Origin of the sequence: Herbaspirillum sp. DW155, from assembly GCF_037076565.1 — a bacterium.
Classification (GTDB): domain Bacteria; phylum Pseudomonadota; class Gammaproteobacteria; order Burkholderiales; family Burkholderiaceae_D; genus Herbaspirillum.
Genome location: NZ_AP029028.1, coordinates 3388537 through 3406886, shown reverse-complemented (window position 1 = coordinate 3406886; position 18350 = coordinate 3388537). Strand labels below are relative to the sequence as shown.

Sequence of the window (18350 nt, the reverse complement as noted above, 5' to 3'; positions counted from 1 at the left end):
AACGCATGCTTGTGTCTTTATTCAGGAAAATCGGTGTCAAGTTTTCGTTGAACGACCCCCAATGGGGACGTGGTTCGCAAAACGACAACCGCGAGAATCAGAATAACGGAAGTAACGGCGACAAACGGCCCGAAAAACCGTCCGGCAACAATGACGGTCCGCCCGACCTCGACCAGCTCTGGCGCGACTTCAACCAACGCATCGCCGGCCTGCTCGGCCGCAAGGGTGGTGGTTCCGATGGCGGCAACGGTGGCGGCGGTTTCAATCGTGGTGACGTCAAGGGCGCCGGCATCGGCGTGGGCGTCATTGCCGTCATCGTCGTCTTCCTCTGGCTGGCCAGCGGTTTCTTTATCGTGCAGGAAGGCCAGACCGCCGTGGTGACCACCTTCGGCCGCTACAGCCACACCACGCTGCCGGGCTTCAACTGGCGCTGGCCCTATCCCATCCAGGGTCATGAGATCGTCAACATGTCGCAGGTGCGCACCGCCGAGATTGGCTATCGCGGCAACGTGCGCAACAAGCAGTTGAAGGAATCCCTGATGCTCACCGATGATGAAAACATCATCGACATCCAGTTTGCCGTCCAGTACAAGCTCAAGAACGCGGCCGAATGGCTGTTCAACAACCGTGACCCGGATGATTCCGTGCGCCAGGTTGCCGAAACCGCCATCCGCGAGATCGTCGGCCGCAGCAAGATGGACTTCGTGCTCTATGAAGGCCGTGAAAAAGTCGCATTGGACGTGAGCCAGCGCATGCAGCAGATCCTGGACCGCTACAAGTCCGGCGTGCAGATCACCAACGTCACCATGCAAGGCGTGCAACCGCCCGAACAGGTGCAAGCCGCCTTCGATGATGCCGTCAAGGCCGGCCAGGACCGCGAACGCCTGAAGAACGAAGGCCAGGCCTATGCCAACGACGTGATCCCGCGCGCTTCCGGCGCCGCCTCGCGCCTGCTGGAAGAAGCCGAAGCTTACCGCTCCCGCGTGGTAGCCAATGCCGAAGGTGACGCCTCGCGCTTCACCCAGGTGCAGGAAGCCTACGCCAAGGCCCCGGCCGTCACCCGTGATCGCATGTACCTGGAAACCATGCAGCAGATCTTCGCCAATACCACCAAGGTCATGGTCGATGTGAAGAATGGCAGCAACCTCCTGTACCTGCCCCTGGACAAGCTGATCCAGCAAAGCGGCGCCGATGCGGCCCCGGCCAGCGGCAAGCCGCAGGCGCCGGCGGCCAGCCAGGCCCTGCCCAGTGCCGCGTCCACCAATTCGACTGCAGGAAACGACACCGTGTATTCTTCCGAGCTGATGCGAGATTCGAGAAACCGCGATCCCCGTGATGCGCGTGAAAGGGAGGTGCGCTGATGGGCCGCCTCGTTACTTCCGTGATCGTCGCCGTGGTGGCGATCTGGCTGGCTTCGTCCACCATCTTCGTGGTGGACCAGCGTTCTGCGGCCATCGTCTTCGCCCTCGGTGAAGTCAAGCAGGTCATCACCGAACCGGGCCTGCACTTCAAGCTGCCGCCGCCGTTCCAGAACGTGATGTATCTGGACAAGCGCATCCAGACCCTGGATACCCCCGACGCCGACCGCTTCATCACCGCCGAAAAGATGAACGTGCTGGTCGATGCCTACGTCAAGTGGCGCATCGTTGACCCGCGCCTGTACTTCGTCAGCTTCGGCGCCGACGAGCGCCGTACCCAGGACCGCCTGTCGCAGATCGTCAAGGCCGCGCTGAACGATGAGATCACCAAGCGCACCGTGCGTGAAGTCATCTCCAGCCAGCGCAACAGGGTCATGGACGCCATCCAGGCGCGCGTGGCCAACGAAGCCAAGCAGATTGGCGTGGAAGTCATCGACGTGCGCCTGCGCCGTGTGGACTACGTGGACCAGATCAACAACTCGGTATTCGAACGCATGAAGTCCGAGCGCGTGCGGGTGGCCAACGAACTGCGCTCCACCGGTGCCGCCGAATCCGAGAAGATCCGCGCCGACGCCGACCGCCAGCGTGTGGTGATCCTGGCCGAAGCCTATCGCGAATCCGAAAAGATCCGTGGTGCCGGCGATGCCAAGGCATCCCAGATCTACGCCCAGGCTTTCGGCCAGAACCCGGACTTCTACAAGTTCTATCGCAGCCTGGAAGCCTACCGCGCCAGCTTCAAGAACCGTCACGATGTCATGGTGGTGGATCCGAGTTCGGAGTTCTTCAAGTACTTCAAGGGAGTCGGCGGCGGCACTGCCAGCGCTGCGAAGAAGTAAAAATCCGCTTATCAGGCGATAATGTGAACAGTTCTGCGCCGCCGTGCATTTCCGGCGGGCAGGGCGAACCGGATGGATGCCGCTGGTAAAGGGCATCTTTCCTTTTTTTGGGTCGGACATCATGTTCCGGGATGCAATTTTCCCGGTTCGCAAGAAGAGGGGCGGCAGGCATTCCCGGACCGCCCCGATTGTTCGTCTGGACGCCTGCTTGCCTCGTTGTCGTTCGCGCCACGCAAGTACGCAAACCGTTTTTTTCTGCTTTGACTTTTGTTTATGCCTAACTGGCTTCTCCCCGAAAACATCGCCGACGTCTTGCCCTCGGAAGCGCGCAAGATAGAGGAACTGCGTCGGCGCCTGCTCGACAATTTCCGCCTGTACGGCTACGAAATGGTCATGCCGCCGCTGCTGGAGTATCTCGAATCGCTGCTCACCGGCGCCGGCCAGGACACCGACCTGCGCACCTTCAAGCTGGTCGACCAGCTCTCCGGCCGCACCCTGGGCGTACGCGCCGACATGACCACGCAAGTGGCGCGCATCGACGCCCACCTGCTCAATCGCGCTTCGGTCACCCGCCTGTGCTATGCGGGCAGCGTGCTGCATACGCGCCCGACAGGCCTGCACGCCACCCGCGAACCGATCCAGATCGGCGCCGAGATCTATGGTCATGCCGGCCTCGAAGCCGATGCCGAAATTCAGGAACTGGCCTTGAATTCGCTGGCCCTGGCCGGCATGCGCACCATCCGCCTGGACCTGTGCCACGTCGGCGTGCTGCGTGCCATCATCGCCAATGATGCGGCCGCCAAGCGCGATGAAGCGCAGCTCTTCGGCCTGCTGCAGGCCAAGGATGTGCCGGGCCTCAAGGAAATCACTGCCTCCTATCAGGAAGGTACCCGCGCCGCCTTGCTGGCGCTGCCCAACCTGTACGGCGACATCGCGGTCATCGCCCGCGCCCGTATCACCTTGCCGGCGCTGCCCGGCATCGGCCAGGCGCTCGACGAGCTGCAAGCCCTGGTGGAACTGGCGGCCGGCCATGAAGGCGCGGCCGTCACCATCGATCTGGCCGACCTGCGCGGCTACCATTACCACAGCGGCGTGATGTTTTCCGCCTATGTGCCGGGCCTGCCCAATGCGGTGGTGCGCGGCGGCCGCTACGACCATGTGGGTGAAGCTTTCGGCCGTGCACGGCCGGCTACCGGCTTCTCCCTGGACCTGCGTGAACTGGCACGACTGATGCCGGGCGCAGAACGAAAACGCGCCATCCTCGCCCCTTGGGGCAGGGACGCCGGTCTGCGTGAGAAAATAGCGCAATTGCGGCAAGCGGGAGAGATCGTGATCCAAAGCCTTCCCGGCCACGAAAACGATCAGGACGAATTCGATTGCGATCGCGCACTCGATTTCAGCAATGGAAACTGGATTATCAAAAACTTGGGTTGAGTCATGTTACAGAACAGCAATGCAAAGAATGTCGTCGTCATCGGTACGCAATGGGGCGACGAAGGTAAGGGCAAGATCGTCGATTGGCTGACCGATCACGCCCAGGGCGTGGTGCGTTTCCAGGGCGGCCACAATGCCGGCCACACGCTGGTCATCGGCGGCAAGAAGACTGCGCTGCAACTGATTCCCTCGGGCATCATGCGCGAAGGCGTGGCTTGCTACATCGGCAACGGCGTGGTGCTGTCGGTGCCCGACCTGCTGCGCGAGATCGACAAGCTCGAAGCCGCCGGTGTGGAAGTCTGCTCGCGCCTGAAGGTCTCGGACGCCTGTCCGCTGATCCTGCCGTATCACGTGGCGCTGGACGTGGCGCGTGAAGCCGCCCGTGGCGTCGACAAGATCGGTACCACCGGCAAGGGCATCGGCCCGGCCTACGAAGACAAGGTGGCCCGTCGCGCTATCCGCGTGGCTGACTTGCTCAACGAAAAGCGCTTCGCCGAAAAGCTGCTGGCCAATCTGGACTACCACAACTTCGTCCTGACCCACTACCTGAAGACCCAGCCGGTGGACTACCAGAAGACCCTGGACGAAGCCCTGGCCAACGTGCCGCGCATCAAGCCCATGGTCACCGACGTCTCCAGCGACCTGTATGCCATCCACAAGGCCGGCGGCAAGATCCTGTTCGAAGGCGCGCAAGGCAGCCTGCTGGACGTGGACCACGGCACCTACCCGTTCGTCACCTCCAGCAACTGCGTGGCCGGCAATGCCGCCGCCGGTGCGGGCGTGGGGCCGGGCATGCTGCACTACATCATGGGCATCACCAAGGCCTACACCACCCGCGTCGGTTCGGGCCCGTTCCCGGCCGAACTGCCGACGGACGCCGGCACCGGCAAGCACCTGGCCTCGGTCGGCCATGAATTCGGTACCGTCACCGGCCGTGCGCGCCGCTGCGGCTGGTTCGATGCTGCCTTGCTGAAGCGCTCGGTGCAGATCAACGGCGTCTCCGGCATGTGCCTGACCAAGCTGGACGTGCTGGACGGCCTGGAGTCGTTGAAGCTGTGCACCGGCTACAAGCTCAACGGCAAGACCGTCGACATCTTCCCGGTCGGCGCGGAAGAAGCCGCTGCCTGCGAACCGATCTACGAAGAAATGCCCGGCTGGTCCGAGACCACCGTCGGCGCCAAGTCGCTGGACGCGCTGCCGGCTAACGCCCGCGCCTACATCAAGCGCATCGAGGAACTGGTGGGCGTGCCCATCGACATGATCTCCACCGGCCCGGACCGCGAAGAGACCATCGTCTTGCGCCATCCGTTCAAGTAATTCACTACGCAATCGCCCGCAAGGGCAACAAGGCACTACGAAGCAATCAAGAATATGAAGATCTCTGACGACAAAGACCTCTGGGTCTCCTGGGACGACTACAACCGCCTGATCGAACGACTGGCATTGAAGGTCTACGAGTCCGGCTACCAGTTCGACCAGGTGCTGTGCCTGGCGCGCGGCGGCCTGCGCCCGGGTGACGTGATGTCGCGCATTTTCGATGTCCCGCTGGCGATCCTCTCGACCAGCTCCTACCGTGAAGCCGCCGGCACCATCCGCAGCTCCCTGGACATCGCCAAGTACATCACCATCACCAAGGGCAGCCTGGGTGGCCGCATCCTGCTGGTGGACGATCTGGTCGATTCCGGCGTGACCCTGCAGAAGGTGATGGTCCACCTGAAGGAACATTATCCTTCCGTCACCGAGATCAAGAGTGCCGTGTTGTGGTGGAAGGCCTGCTCGGTCGTGGAACCTGATTTCCACATCGACTACCTGCCGACCAACCCGTGGATTCACCAGCCGTTCGAAGAATATGACGGCCTGGGGCCGCATCAACTGGCGGCCTGGATCAAGAAGGGTGCCTGATCGTTCGCTTTGGATTCATTGAAGCTGATGTCAGACGTGAAAAGAGCTTGCCGCGGCAAGCTCTTTTTTTCGTCCGTTGATGACCGGCTCAGCCCTTCAGGACGACGGAATGATCTTGCGTTCGTTGAAGGTATCGTAGCGCAGGAAACCCCCGTCAGGGCGATGTGGGCGCGGTGGCGTTTGCGGAATGGCTCATGGCGCTCTCCGGGGATCAGCAGCTGGTGGTGCGTTCGCGCGGGACAGTGCGGCCGGGCTGGCGTCCATCTTCCAGCTCATCAGCGCCACCACGATGCCTGCCAGCGGCAGCAGTGCTGCAACGTAAGGCACCGCATGCAGCCCCGGTCCATGATCGATGGTCACACCACCCAGCCAGGCCCCGGCCGCATTGCCCAGGTTGAAGGCGGCGATGTTGGCCGACGAGGCCAGGTTGGGCGCACCGGTCGCCTTTTCCAGCACGCGCATCTGCAGCGGCGGCACGGTGGCGAACGCTGCTATGCCCATCAGGCCCACGCCGATGATGGCGGCGATCTTGTTTTCATTGGTCAGTCCGAACAGCACCAGCACCACCGCCAGCAGCACCAGGCTACCCAGCAGGGTGGCCATGAGCTTCCGGTCAGCCAGCTTGCCGCCGGCCAGGTTGCCGATCACCAGTCCCAGGCCGAACAGCAACAGGATGGGCGAGACCGCAGAGGGCGGAAAACCGCTGATGTCCGTCAGGATCGGGGCGATATAGGTGAAGGCCGCGAACACGCCGCCAAAGCCCAGTACCGTCATCAGCAGCCCCAGCATGACCTGCGGGCGCATCAGCACGCGCACTTCCTGGCCGAAGTCGGCTTCGTCTCCGCCTTGCGAGCGCGGCACCAGCACGGCCGTGGCGGCCAGCGCGATCACGCCGATGGCGGTCACCGCCCAGAAGGTAGCGCGCCAGCCATAACTCTGGCCCAGCCAGGTGCCGAAGGGGACGCCCAGCACGTTGGCCACCGTCAGGCCGGTGAACATCAGGGCGATGGCGGAGGCCTGCTTTTCCTTGGGCACCAGGCTGGTGGCCACCACCGAACCAACGCCGAAGAAGGCGCCATGGGCGAAGGAAGCCACCACGCGCCCGATCATCAGCGTGGCATAGCCCGGCGCGATGGCGCAGGCCAGGTTGCCCACCACGAAGACCACCATCAAGGCGATCAGCAAGGTCTTGCGCGGCAGGCGTCCGGTGGTCGCCGTGACCAACGGGGCGCCCACGAATACGCCCAGCGCATAGCCGGTTACCAGCAGACCGGCCGAGGACAGGCTCACGCCCAGATTGGTGGCGACCTGCGGCAGCAGACCCATGATGACGAACTCGGTAGTCCCGATGGCGAAGGCGCTGATGGTCAGCGCCCAAAGTGCAATTGGCATGGCAATCCTTGTGGAGTGAGGGGTTCAGGCTGGTCCATCGGTGATGGATTGCCAGCGATATGAAGGATTGTGCGCGCCGTCTTTGTTGAGAAAAATGCCCTTACAATCAAAGAATATTTGATCTGGAGTCAACAATGACGATTCAATCGGAGGAATTGCGTACCTTCGTCGCCGTCGTGGAAGCCGGCACCCTGTCGGCTGCAGCCGAAGTATTGGAACAGACCACCTCGGGCGTGAGCCGCGCATTGTCGCGTCTGGAAGACAAGCTGGGGGCCAGGCTCCTGACCCGCACCACGCGCCGCATGGAGCTGACCGAAGAGGGCGAAGCCTTCCTGGAGCAGGCGCGCGCCATCCTGGCCGCCATGGAGCAGGCCGCAGACACCGTACGCATGCGCAGCCGCAAACCGGTCGGCAAACTGCGCGTGGACGCCGCCGTGCCTTTCATGCTGCACTGTGTGGTACCGCATGTGGGCGCCTTCCGCGCCGCCTATCCCGACATCGAACTGGAGCTGACCACCCATGACCGCTTCATCGATCTGGTGGAGCAGCGTGTGGACATTGCCATCCGCATCGGCGAATTGCAGGATTCCACCCTGCATGCGCGGCCCCTCACTTCGTCCCGTCTGAACATCGTCGCCAGTCCGGACTACCTGGCCCGTCATGGCGCCCCCGAATCGGTGGAGGCGCTGGAACAGCACCAGCTGATCGGCTTTTCCCAGCCCGACAGCCTCAACCACTGGCCGTTGCGCCACACCGCAGGTGACCGCTACCAGGTAAGGCCGGCGATCCGCGCCTCCAGCGGCGAAACCATCCGCCATCTGGCGCTGCAGGGACAAGGCATCGCCTGCCTGTCCGCCTTCATGACCGATGCCGACCTGGCGGCGGGGCGTCTGGTCCGTGTGCTGGATCACTACGACAGCGGCTTTCGCCAGAAGATATCGGCGGTGTATTACCACAACACCCGCCTGTCACGCCGCATCAGTTGCTTCCTCGATTTTTTGCAATGCAAGCTATAAATCGGAAACGTTTTGCCGTTATTCCAGTCTGAGCGCCAGCATCGCCGTCAGGGGGAAGGAACCTGTGGCCGTCATCAAGACAAGATTGATCCGGAGAGAACAAGATGAAGCAAACGGAAAACGGCACGGCCACAGGCCGCCCATGGAGATCGGCCCTGCGCGGCCTGCTGCTGGCAGGCGCAGCCCTCACCAGCCTGGTGACGGCCTCCGCCCTGATCGCACCTTCAGCCCTGGCCGCCAATGCCAGCGTGCTGTCGTTCTCGCCGCAGGGTGAGGTCCAGCGCATCCGCCAGGTGCGGGCGCGCTTCTCCGAACCGATGGTCAGATTCGGCGATCCCAAGGCGGCTTCACCCTTCGAGGCCGATTGCGCCATCGCCGGCACCGCGCGCTGGGCCGATGACAAGAACTGGGTCTACGACTTCGAACGCGATTTGCCGCCCGGCACCCGCTGCAGTTTCAATTTGCGCGCGGATATGCGTTCCGTCGCGGGCAATACGGTCAGCGGCAAGACCCGCTTCCAGTTCAGCACCGGCGGTCCGGCAGTGAGCCGGGTCCAACCCTATAGCGGCGCGCAGATCGCCGAAGACCAGGCCTTCATCCTGTTCCAGAACGGGCCGGCCACTGAGACGTCGGTGCGCGAACATGTGTATTGCGAAGCCGAAGGCATCAACGAACGCATTCCCGCCAGGGCGGTTGGCGAAGCCGACCGCAAGGCGCTGCTGCATGAGTTCGCCAAGGGCGTGGACCCGGCTGCGGTGACCATCGTGCAATGCCAGCAGCGCCTGCCCAATGACGCCCACGTGAAGCTGGTCTGGGATCGCGGCATCGCTGCGGCCAATGCGCCTTCCATCCTCACGTCCAAGCCGCAGGTATTCAATTTCCAGGTGCGCAGCGAATTTGCCGCCAGCCTGTCGTGCCAGCGCGAGAATGCCAATGCGGCCTGCTCGCCGATTCTTCCGGTGACGCTCTCGTTCTCGGCGCCGGTGCCGCGCAAGCTGGCCGAGCAAGTGGTGATGAACGCCACCACCGGCAAGATCAAGCCCACGCTGGAAGGCGACAAGGACGAAGCGGTGCGCGAGCTGCGCTTCAAGCCGCCCTTCCCGGAGAAGTCCGAATTCACCATCAGCCTGCCGTCCGGCTTCAAGGATGAGGATGGCCGCACGCTGGCCAATGCGGGCGCTTTCCCGCTCAAGTCGGCGCTGGCCGGTTTCCCGCCGCTGGCCAAATTCCCGGCGGCCCCGTTCGGCATCATCGAACTCAATGCCGACCCCACGCTGCCGGTGACGCTGCGCCGTGTGGAAGCCGGTCTGCAGGTGCGTGGCAAGGATGGCCGCGCCATGCCGGGGCAGGTGGCCGACCTCAAGGTCGATGGCGACAAGGCGGTCATCGCCTGGCTCACGCGCCTGAACAAGTATCACGAAAAATGGGGCGATCCCAAGAAGGTGGATACCCGCAGCATCAGCCTGCTGGACAAGGAGCCGGGCGCAAAGAAACTCGATCTGCCCGCGCAGAAGGATCTCAAGGACGGCGAGTGGCCTTTCGAAGTGATCGGCATTCCGTTGAAAGATCCCGGCTTCTACGTGGTCGAACTGGAATCGCAGAAGCTGGGTGCGTCGCTGCTGGGCAAGCCGCAGCCCATGTACGTGCGCACCAGCGCCTTGGTGACCAACCTGTCGGTGCATGTCAAGCTGGGCCGTGCCAATGGCGCAGTCTGGGTGACCCGGCTGGATGATGCCAGGCCGGTGGCCGATGCCGACGTTCGCGTCTCCAATTGCGACGGCACCCAGCTCTGGCAGGGCAAGACCAACGCCAATGGCGTGGCCATGATGCCGGCCCTCGACGACGCCTGTGCCAGTCGTGGCTACAGTGCCGACAACGCCGACAAGATCACCGGCCTGTTCGTGAGCGCCCGCAAGACCGATGAGAAGGGCCGCCAGGACATGGCCTTCGCGCTGACCTCCTGGAACGAGGGCATCGAATCCTGGCGTTTCAACCTGCCCACCGACATGGACAAGTCGCTTACCACGCGCGCCACCACCATCTTCGACCGCACCCTGTTCCGCGCCGGGGAGACGGTCTCGATGAAGCACGTGATCCGTACCGAGACCCTGCAGGGCTTCGGTCTGGTGCGCAAGGAAGACCTGCCCACGCGCATTCGCATCAGCCATCTCGGCAGCGGCCAGCAATACCAGTTCCCGCTCACCTGGCGCGCCAACAAGAGCGCAGAGTCCACTTTCGTCCTGCCCAAGGAAGCCAGGCTGGGTACTTACGAGGTCGTACTCGACCACGGCAAGGTCAATGCGAATACGGGCGGCCAGTCCGATGCGGGCGAGGACGAGGGTGGCTATGGAGGCCCCAGCTACGCCACCGGTACTTTCCGCGTGGAGGAATTCCGCCTGCCGCTGATGCAGGGACGCATCACCCCGCCCAAGGGCGCACAGGTGGCCATCAAGGAACTGCCGCTGGACCTGCAGCTGAACTACATCAATGGCGGCGCCGCGGCCAACCAGGCGGTGCAGGTGTCCTCGTTGTTGCGTTCGCGTTCAGTCAATATCGCGGGCTACGATGGCTTCTCCTTCGATGCGCCGCGCAGCGATGACGACAGCAATGCCGATGACCAGAAGATCGTCGCCGACAAGCTCGCCGTCACGCTCGACAAGAATGGCGCCGGCCGCGCTGTCATCGGCAAGCTGCCCGCGCTGCAACGCCCGCAGGAATTGCTCACCGAGATGACCTACAGCGATCCCAACGGCGAAGTACAGACCATCTCCACCGTCACGCCGCTGTGGCCTGCGGCGGTGGTGGTCGGCCTACGTACCGGCAACTGGGTCTCGGTGAAGAAGAAGCTCACGCTCACCGCTGTCACCCTCAACACCAGCGGCCAGCCACAGGCAAACGTGCCGGTGGAAATCCGTGGTCTCGCGCGCAAGACCAATTCACATCGCAAGCGTATGGTGGGTGGTTTCTATGCTTATGAAAACGACGAGAGCAAGCAGGACCTCGGCAAGCTGTGCGCGGGCAAGAGCGATCAGCACGGCATGTTCACCTGCGAGACCGAACTGGCCGAAGCAGGCAATGTGGACCTGATCGCCAGCGCCAGGGATGGCAATGGCAACGCGGCGTCCGCGCGTTCCTCGGTGTGGGTGACAGGCCGCGGCGAAGTCTGGTTCGATGGCGAGAACCAGGACCGCATCGATATCCTGCCCGAGAAAAAGAATTACCAGCCGGGCGAAACCGCCACCTTCCAGGTGCGCATGCCCTTCCGCTACGCTACCGCCCTGGTAGCAGTGGAGCGCGAGGGTGTGATCGATACGCGCGTGGTCCGGCTGTCGGGTCAGGATCCGAGCATCAGCGTGCCGATCAAGGCCGAATACGGTCCCAATGTTTATGTGTCGGTACTGGCCGTGCGTGGCCGCATGCGCGAGGTGCCATGGTATTCCTTCTTCCTCTGGGGCTGGAAGGAGCCGATCAACTGGTGGCATGAATTCCGCGAGTACCAGGGACCAGGTCCCATCGTCGATCTCTCCAAACCGGCCTGGAAATTCGGCATCGCCGAAATCAACGTCGGCGATGCGGGCCATCGCCTGCAAGTGGCCGTCAGTACCGACAAGCCGGCTTATCCCATCCGCGCCACGGCCAAGGTACAGGTGCAAGTGAAACTGCCCAACGGCAAGCCCGCTGCCGGCGGCGAATTCGCACTGGCTGCGGTCGATGAGGCCCTGCTGGAGTTGCAGCCCAACGGCAGCTGGGATGTGCTGCGCGCCATGCTGCAACGGCGCAGCTATGGCGTGGAGACCTCGACAGCCCAGATGCAGGTGGTCGGCAAGCGCCACTACGGCAAGAAGGCCACGCCTGCCGGTGGTGGCGGCGGCCGTGCGCCCACGCGAGAACTGTTCGATACCCTGCTGGTCTGGAAGCCCAATGTCACGCTGGATGCCGAGGGCAGGGCGCAACTTGATGTGCCGCTCAATGATGCGCTGACGTCCTTCCGTATCGTCGCCATCGCCGAAAATGGCGTCAGCGATTTCGGCACCGGCAGCATCAGCATCCGCTCCACGCAGGATGTGCAGGTCATCTCCGGCCTGCCGCCACTGGTGCGCGAGGGCGACAGTTTCAACGGCAGCGTTACCGTGCGCAACACCACCACGCACGATATGACGATCAAGGTCGCTGCACGCGCTCAGGGCGGCACTGCCACGAGCACGCTGACGCTGCCCGAGCGTGAGGTGAAGATTGCGGCCGGACAGTCGGCCGAAGTCATGTGGCCGGTGCAGACGCCGGAAGGCATCAGCCAGCTCGCATGGGAAATCAGCGCCCAGGAGCAGGGCGGCCAGAACGCCCGCGATGCGATGAAGTTCACCCAGCGCGTGGTTCCTGCGGTGCCGGTCACGGTGCAGCAGGCCACGCTGTTCCAGCTGGACAAGAGTGCCGCCATCAATGTGGCGCGTCCCGCCGACAGCCTGCCGGGACGCGGCGGACTCGCGCTCTCGCTCAAGCCCAGCCTGGCCGGTGGCAGCGATGCGTTGACGCGCTATTTCATCAACTATCCCTTCGCCTGCCTGGAGCAGAAGACCTCCAAGGCCATCGGCCTGCGCGATGAGGCCGCCTGGCAAAAGATCGCGGCTGACCTGCCGACCTATCTGGATGGCGATGGCCTGGCGTATTACTTCCCGCCTGCCGATAGTGGCGCACGCCGCGGCAGCGATACGCTGACGGCCTATCTGCTGGCCGCCACCAACGAAGCCGGCTATGCCATTCCGCAAGCCAGCCGCGACAAGATGCTCGATGGTCTGGCGGCCTTCGTGGAGGGCAAGGTGATGCGCGATTTCTGGTCACCGCAGAAGGACCTCGACGTGCGCAAGCTGGCCGCCCTCGAAGCGCTGTCGCGCTACAACCGCGTGCAGCCCGCAATGCTGGGCTCGCTGCAGATCAATCCCAACACCTGGCCCACCTCGGGCCTGCTGGACTGGATCGGCATCCTGCAGCGTGTCGCCAACATTCCGGAGCGGCAGAAGAAGCTGGACGAGGCCGAGCAGATCCTGCGCGCCCGCCTGAATTTCCAGGGCACGCGCATGGGTTTCTCCAATGAAGAGGGCGATTACTGGTGGTGGCTCATGAGCAGTGGCGACGCCAATGCCAACCGCCTGATCCTGCTGGAGTTGAACAATCCGGCCTGGCGCGAGGACATGCCGCGTTTGATCGCCGGCGCCATCGGCCGCCAGCAGCGCGGCCACTGGAGCACCACCACCGCCAACGTCTGGGGCAGCCTCGCGCTGGAGAAATTCGCGCGCAAGTTCGAATCCGAAGCGGTCACCGGCATCACCCGCGCCACGCTGGAACAGAACGGCGCCAGCACCGCTACCCAGAGCCTGGCCTGGAGCGGCGCAGCCAATGGCGGCAAGCTGCAGTTGCCCTGGCCGGAAGGCAATGCGCAAGGTGGCAGCGTGCGCCTGGCGCAAGAGGGCAACGGCAAGCCGTGGGTCACGCTGCAGAGCCTGGCGGCGGTGCCGTTGAAGCAGCCTTTCGCCGCCGGCTATCGCATCACCCGCAAGGTCGAGGCCATCGAGCAGAAGCAGGCCGGTGTCTATACACGCGGCGATGTGCTGCGTGTGACGCTGGACATCGATGCGCAAGCCGAGATGACCTGGGTCGTGGTGAGCGATCCGGTACCGGGTGGGGCGACCTTGCTGGGCTCCGGACTCGGCCGCGATTCTGCTATTGCCCAAGGCAAGCAGGATGCCCCGCGTGACCGTGGCATGGGCTGGCTGGCCTATGAAGAGCGCAGCTTCGAAGCCTATCGCGCGTATTACGAAGCCATGCCCAAGGGCCGCACCAGCATCAGCTACACGGTGCGCCTGAACAATGCGGGTGAATTCAATCTGCCGCCCACGCGGGTGGAGGCGATGTATGCGCCCGAGATGTTCGGTGAAGTACCCAATGGCAAGCTGGTCGTGAAGGCGGCGCAGTGATGCGCATGAGCGTCTGCAGCGTGCGGTCCGGCGCGCTTGTTTCGATGAGCGCGCTGGTGCTGGCCTTGCTGATGCCGACAGCGGCCAGTGCCCTGCCCTCGTTCAGCGAAGTACAGCGCGACTTCCTGCCGTCCGAGGCCAGTCTGCTGGACCGCAACGGCGAGCTGCTGCAGCGTATGCGCGTGAACATGGACGAGCGCAAATTGTCCTGGGTCAACGTCGAGGATGTGTCTCCGGCGCTGCGGCATGCCCTGATCGCCTCCGAGGACCGGCGCTTCTACCAGCACAGCGGCATCGACTGGAGCGCGGTCGCCGCCTCGGCCTGGGGCAATCTGTGGAATACGAAGACACGCGGTGCCTCCACCATCACGATGCAACTGGCGGGTTTGATCTATGACGATCTGCGCCGCAAGTCCGGTGCGCGTTCGCTCACGCAAAAGCTTTCGCAGGCGTGGATCGCACAATCGCTGGAGCGCAACTGGCGCAAGGACCAGATACTGGAGGCCTACCTCAACCTGGTGGCCTTCCGGGGTGAGCTGGTGGGCGTGCATGCCCTGTCGCGCGTGATGTTCGGCAAACATCCGAGTGGACTCGATCAGGGTGAGGCCGCCATCGCGGTCGCCTTGATCCGTGCGCCCAGCGCGACGCCGCGCCGTGTGGCCGAACGCGCCTGCGCCATCTTGAAGGAAGAGGGCGCAGGCGAGCAGTGCAACGGCATGGATGGCCGCACCGAACTGGCGTTGGCGCGCGTGTCGGCCAGGCGTGATTTGCCTGGTACGAGTGATTCGCCGCAGCTTGCGCCGCATCTGGCACGCAAGCTGTTGAATGCACCCGGACAGCAATTGCGGTCCACGCTGGACGCGCAATTGCAGCGCTTTGCCACTCAGGCTTTGCGTCATCAACTGGCCGGACTGGCCGAGCGCAATATCGAGGATGGTGCCGTCATCGTCATCGACAATGCCACTGGCGAAGTATTGGCTTGGGTCGGTTCCAGCGGCCCGTTGTCGGCAGCCACCAATGTGGATGGGGTCGTGGCGCAACGACAGGCGGGCTCGACGTTGAAGCCTTTTCTCTATGAACTGGCCATCGAAAAAAAGTGGCTGACGGCCGCGTCCCTGCTGGATGATTCACCCGTCAATCTTGCCACCTCGGCCGGGCTCTACATTCCGCAGAACTACGACAAGCAATACAAGGGACTGGTCAGCCTGCGCACCTCGCTGGGCTCCTCGCTCAATATCCCCGCTGTGCGCACGCTGGTGATGGTCACGCCCGAGCGTTTCTTCCGTCGCTTGCAGGCGCTGGGTTTCAACCTGCGCGAGAGCGGCGATTACTACGGCTACAGCCTGGCACTGGGCAGCGCCGACGTCACGCTGGCCAACCTGGCCAATGCCTATCGCGTGCTGGCCAATCAAGGACGCTATACGCCCTTGCGCACGCGCCTCGATGAAGCACGCACGCCAGCGCGCGCCGCGCAGGTGATGGATGCCGATGCGGCCTGGATCGTCGGCGACATCCTCTCCGACCGCAGCGCCCGCGCCCGTACCTTCGGGCTGGAGAATGCGCTGTCCACGCGCATCTGGACGGCAGTCAAGACCGGCACCTCCAAGGACATGCGCGACAACTGGTGTGTCGGCTACTCCTCGCGTTATACGGTGGGCGTATGGGTCGGCAATGCCTCCGGGGCGCCGATGTGGGACGTGTCAGGCGTGACCGGTGCGGCACCGGTGTGGCAGGAGGTCATGCAATATCTGCATGAGCGCGGGCGCAGCGCCAGCCGGGCTGCCGGGAACGGGCCGCCCGCCCGACCTGCGGGTGTGCAGGCGCAGACGATCCGTTATGAACAGGATGTGGAAGCGGCCCGCACCGAATACTTTTTACCGGGCACAGCACAGGCGGAGATCCGGCTGGCGCATGCGCGCGATATTCGTCCGGCCATTATTTATCCGACCGCAGGGCTGCTGGTGGCGCTTGATCCCGATATCCCCCCCGCGCGTCAACGCATTCGCGTCCGTGCCCAGGGCGCCCCGGCGGGCAGCCGCTGGGTGCTCGATGGCAAGCTGATGCCGCAGGCGGTCATGCAGGCGGGGCGGGTGAAGGCGCAGAAGGCGGCCGTCGGCGCATCCGCCTTGGCAGAAGAAGAGATGGACTTCGACTGGATGCCCTGGCCGGGAAAGCATGTGCTGGTCTTGCAGGATAAGGGCGGCAAAGAACTGGCGCGCGTAGGGTTTGAAGCGCGGGGAGCAGTGGAGCGGCCAGGGCGCCGATAGAAAAGTCAATACCGTCTTCCTGCTTGAATGACCCGGCGTCAAAAGGGAAAGAAAACACAGTAGTCGTTATCGATCCCGGGAGATTGTTCATTAATCTGGTCCAGAAAAACCGGGCAGGTCAGCCCCTCCCCGGCCCCGATCTCGATTTTTTTCGAAGTTAAGTACCGGCCTAGGCGCTTATAAGATTCGTCTTATAAAAATGCTTTTGCTTAAGGTTCATATTCCTGTCTTCAATATTTTTCGGCTTTTTAGCCCAATTCAGCGCTCAGCGATGTGCACGGAATTGAAATTGAGGACAGGTTTTTATGAAAACAGAACGCAACTCTCGCAAGCTGCCAAGGCGCACACTGGCGCTACTGATCGGAGCAATGTCCTCGGCTACGGTACTGGCGGCGGAGCCCGGTGCCGGCGTCATTGGCAACACCATGACCAGGCCCGAACCGATGCCTGGGGTGACGCAACCGAATCTGAATATGGATGTGCCTGTAGAGAAGCGCGTGCGTAGCGGCAATGAGGCCACCGTGGTTGTCGAGCGTATCGTCGTGGACGATGTGGATGGGATGGGCAACTACATGGGCACTGCTGTACGGCAGGAGAGAGTCAAGGCCATCACTGCTGACTACACCGGCAAGCCCGTCACCTTCGATCAGCTTGAGGAAATGACCGAGCGCATCACGGCCTATTACCGTAGCGAGGGTTATCTGCTGGCGCAGGCCTATCTGCCGCCCGAGGCGCTGCAAGGCGGTGTTCTCGGCGTGCGCATCGTGCCGGGACGATATGACAAGCCGGCGGTGCAAACCGAAGGCAAGGTCGATGCCGAGCTGGTGGCGCGTCTGTCCAGGGAGCAGCTTGTGCCGGGCCAGATTGTCCATCGCGCGGAACTGGAGCGTCTCTCCATGCTGCTCAATGACGTGCCGGGCATGACGGCGTCGGTCACCATGAGGCCGGGCACGCAAAGCGGTACCTCCCAGATGGAGGTGATAGCCAGCCAGGCCGAGCGCATCGGCGGCTATGCCGGAGCAGACAACCAGGGGATGAGCACCACCGGGCGCTGGCGTGCACTGGCGGGTGGCTATGCGAACAATCTGCTGGGTCGTGGCGATCAGTTGCGTCTGGATATGGTCGCCTCCACGGTCGGTGGCGAGCACACCCTTGCCGGCGCGCTCGACTACAGCGCGCTCATCGGGGGCGATGGATGGCGTCTGGGCGGCATTCTGGCGCATCTGAACTATCAGTACAACGTGTCCGGCAACCTCTACACGGGCGATTCGACCACCGCTCTTCTCTACCTGAACTACCCGCTGCTGCGACGTGCCAATGCGGTCGTGGACCTGCGTCTGGATGCCGGTATCGACCGCCTGACCGACCGCTATCCCGCGGTCATTTCCGATCTCCTTGATGGCCCGGCGGATAAGAGCATCACTCGTGGTTCGGTCTCCCTGCGAGGCTCGGCCGCACTGGTCGCCGGCGGCGTGACCAGCTTCAATGCACAGCTGACCTATGGCGATATCGATTACAGGAATGACAGTTCGTCCTTCATCAACTATGCCGATCTGACGGGTACGCGGGGTGAGTTTGCCAGGTTCAATTACCTCTTGAGCCATGAGCAGAGCGTGTCGCCCCAATGGTCTTTGTACGGCAGCGTCAACGGCCAGTACGCCAACAAGAATCTGGATGGTTCCCAGAAGATGCTCATGGGTGGTCCCTACGCCGTCAGGGCCTATGACACTGGCACCGGTGCCGTGGCGGAGGCTACGGTCCTGACCGGCGAGCTGCGCTGGAAGACGGGACTGCCGGACCTCAGCTGGCTGGGGGCGGGTCATCAGGTCACCGTAGCCGCTTTCTATGACCAGGGCTGGGGCCGGCAGATGATCGACAACAGCAGCCCGACCGGTGCTGTGCTGGTGAACGACAACGCAGTCAATTTCGCCGGGGCCGGGCTGTACGTGAAGCTCACACGCGCCAAAGACTACACCCTGGCGCTGAGCTGGGCGCATCGTACCGGCCAAGCCGGGCCGGTATCGGGGAGCGGATCGAAGGATCGCCTCTGGTTTACCGCCGCCAAGAGCTTCTGAGCCAGGTCGCACTCCGCGCATACCTCATGTAAAGGCAGATA

Annotated in this window: 10 protein-coding genes; 9 read left to right on the top strand and 1 reads right to left on the bottom strand. The window is 63.3% G+C overall.

From position 1 onward, the window contains the following. The first annotated feature begins 5 nt into the window (after positions 1 to 5). The 5 genes from hflK to AACH55_RS15430 all read left to right on the top strand — a co-directional run bounded on the left by hflK (position 6) and on the right by AACH55_RS15430 (position 5590). Positions 6 to 1361 carry an FtsH protease activity modulator HflK gene (gene hflK / locus AACH55_RS15450; protein WP_338715513.1) on the top strand — a complete coding sequence of 452 codons (1356 nt, stop codon included), beginning with the start codon at positions 6 to 8 and terminating at the stop codon, positions 1359 to 1361. Then, entirely contained in the window at positions 1361 to 2254 is an 894-nt protein-coding gene (gene hflC / locus AACH55_RS15445) for a protease modulator HflC (protein ID WP_338715511.1), read from the top strand. Before hflK ends, hflC begins: the two co-directional genes overlap by 1 nt. 273 nt (positions 2255 to 2527) lie before the next feature. Beyond that, on the top strand, positions 2528 to 3688 hold the full coding sequence (locus tag AACH55_RS15440) for an ATP phosphoribosyltransferase regulatory subunit (RefSeq protein ID WP_338715509.1): 1161 nt from the start codon (positions 2528 to 2530) through the stop codon (positions 3686 to 3688). Between the two features lie 3 nt (positions 3689 to 3691). Further along, positions 3692 to 5005, top strand: a complete 1314-nt coding sequence (locus tag AACH55_RS15435) for an adenylosuccinate synthase (protein ID WP_145603602.1) — start codon at positions 3692 to 3694, stop codon at positions 5003 to 5005. A gap of 54 nt (positions 5006 to 5059) precedes the next feature. After that, entirely contained in the window at positions 5060 to 5590 is a 531-nt protein-coding gene (locus AACH55_RS15430; protein ID WP_338715507.1) for a phosphoribosyltransferase family protein, read from the top strand. A 192-nt stretch (positions 5591 to 5782) separates the two neighbouring features. Here AACH55_RS15430 and AACH55_RS15425 read toward each other — a convergent pair whose 3' ends face one another. Then, positions 5783 to 6982, bottom strand: a complete 1200-nt coding sequence (locus tag AACH55_RS15425) for an MFS transporter (RefSeq protein ID WP_338715505.1) — start codon at positions 6980 to 6982, stop codon at positions 5783 to 5785. A gap of 134 nt (positions 6983 to 7116) precedes the next feature. Between AACH55_RS15425 and AACH55_RS15420 the strand changes: the two genes are divergently transcribed. The 4 genes from AACH55_RS15420 (at position 7117) to AACH55_RS15405 (ending at position 18309) form a co-directional block, all read left to right on the top strand. Then, entirely contained in the window at positions 7117 to 7998 is an 882-nt protein-coding gene (locus tag AACH55_RS15420; protein WP_338715503.1) for a LysR substrate-binding domain-containing protein, read from the top strand. Between the two features lie 104 nt (positions 7999 to 8102). Then, complete coding sequence (locus tag AACH55_RS15415; RefSeq protein ID WP_338715502.1) at positions 8103 to 13967, top strand: MG2 domain-containing protein; 5865 nt, start codon at positions 8103 to 8105, stop codon at positions 13965 to 13967. After that, positions 13967 to 16234: a penicillin-binding protein 1C gene (pbpC, locus tag AACH55_RS15410; RefSeq protein WP_338715500.1), complete on the top strand. Its 2268-nt coding sequence runs from the start codon at positions 13967 to 13969 to the stop codon at positions 16232 to 16234. The genes AACH55_RS15415 and pbpC overlap by 1 nt, the downstream gene beginning before the upstream one ends. 368 nt (positions 16235 to 16602) lie before the next feature. Continuing rightward, positions 16603 to 18309 (top strand): ShlB/FhaC/HecB family hemolysin secretion/activation protein, encoded by a 1707-nt coding sequence (locus AACH55_RS15405; protein WP_338715498.1) that lies wholly within the window; start codon positions 16603 to 16605, stop codon positions 18307 to 18309. Positions 18310 to 18350 lie beyond the last annotated feature (41 nt).